Below are 1,685 nucleotides of genomic sequence, written 5' to 3' on the forward strand. Positions count from 1 at the left end.
AGATAGACTGGTAGTACAGGACGTAGTCGAGTTCGCCAGACTCGAGCTGGCCCTCGAGGTTCGTCTCGGTCCCCGTTGGAACGGTCGTGTTGCTCATCAGGGCGTCAAGGGTCCCCTCGTCGTAGAGCCGCTCGCCCTGGAACTCCTCGGCACCCAACTGTAGCGTCATCACCGCGCGATAGCCGCCGGGGTCGACCGCCGGGTCCGAGTGTCCGATGGTGATGCCGTCACGCGAGAGGACCTCCCACCAGTTGTCGGCCGAGATGTCGTCCGCGCCGGGGGAGTCCTCCCGGTACTGAATCGACATCGAGTTCGTCGTGAAGATGGCGTACCAGTCGCCGTATTCCGGGAGTACCCGGTTACGGATGAGCCGGAAATCGGAGACGCCGAGTACGTCTGCCGACCGTCCCTGCTGGGTGATCTTCTGTGTCGATGCCACGGATCCCTGCGCCTCCCGGGTGACGTCAACGCCGAACTCATCCTCGAACTGCGGTTCGGCAGCCGAGAACGGCGGGGCGAGCGAGCCGGCGTGGAAGATGGTCATAGAGTCCGACATCGGTGTGCTTGTCGGGGTTCCACTGTCGCCACCGCCATCGCTCCCACCGTCACCAGTACAGCCGGCTAAACCAAGCGCCGCTGCTGTTACACTACTCGCGAGGAACGCACGTCGTGTACGATGTTCTGTCATTGATACATCGGCGTTATTTCGACACCGGCATAATTGTTTTCCTCCCTGCCCGTCTTGACCCGGTATGGACGCGAGCTTCGACGCACAGCTTCGGGCAGATAGTGTGGAATTCACACAGAAGGACGCGTCGCTCCTCAAAGCTGTAGACGAGATCGGATCGATTCACAAGGCCGCTGACGAACTCGGTCGGTCGTACTCGCGCTCGCACCAACGCATTACTGAACTGGAAGGGGCCTTCGGGACGCTAGTTGAACGGCAGCGCGGAGGATCTGGCGGTGGCGGAAGTACTCTCACTGAAAACGCCGATAAGTTACTCTCCCGATTTGAGCGGCTTTGTACAGGATACTCGTCAGTTGCGGAAACTACTGAGGCAGTATTAAACGGGACCGTCGTGACACGGACTGGCGAACTCGGAACAGTAACCACCGCTGCTGGAGATGTACGGGCAATCGTCCCGGCCGATACTGACACGGTACAGGTGAGTCTTCGTGCTGATACGGTAACGCTACACGATCTGGATGAGACGCCGACGGAGAGCGCCACGAGTGCCCGAAACCGATTCGACGGGCACGTACTCAGTGTCGACTGCGGTGACGTGATTTCGCTGGTTTCTGTCGATGTTGGGGCCGAAGACCCCCTGTATGCTCTTGTAACTGAAGACAGTCGAGAGCGGCTCCAACTTGAGTCGGGTCGTCATATTGTCGCGTCGTTCAAAGCGACAGCAACACGTGCAACCCCCAAATAGAGGAAAGAGCGCTCTCAGCGGACTCTTTCACCCGGACTGTGGCAGGCTGTTGAGGTAGTTGGTCGATACAAACCAGACGAGGCGCTCCGTGGAAAGCTATGTTTGGGTCTCGTACAGAGCACTTACAGAGTTCTGTAGTCCGTACGTCGGCGTATCTAGGGATGTGAATGCGTTCTTGAGCGTGACCTATCCAGCGTCTGTTGATGGCCCCAACTCTTGAGTCTCGGCGAGCCGTTTTTCGATACATCGCGC

Annotated in this window: 2 protein-coding genes; one reads left to right on the forward strand and one right to left on the reverse strand. The window is 58.8% G+C overall.

Annotated features, from left to right (window positions below; all coding sequences use genetic code 11):
- A partial coding sequence (locus EXE44_RS16595) for an extracellular solute-binding protein (RefSeq protein WP_158293483.1) occupies window positions 1-688 on the reverse strand: 688 nt, incomplete at its 3' end.
- A gap of 64 nt (window positions 689-752) precedes the next feature.
- Between EXE44_RS16595 and EXE44_RS16600 the strand changes: the two genes are divergently transcribed.
- Window positions 753-1,433 carry a TOBE domain-containing protein gene (locus EXE44_RS16600; RefSeq protein WP_137693462.1) on the forward strand — a complete coding sequence of 227 codons (681 nt, stop codon included), beginning with the start codon at window positions 753-755 and terminating at the stop codon, window positions 1,431-1,433.
- Window positions 1,434-1,685: the final 252 nt, after the last annotated feature.

The organism is Halorubrum sp. SS7 (genome assembly GCF_005435055.1).
Taxonomy (GTDB): domain Archaea; phylum Halobacteriota; class Halobacteria; order Halobacteriales; family Haloferacaceae; genus Halorubrum; species Halorubrum salinarum.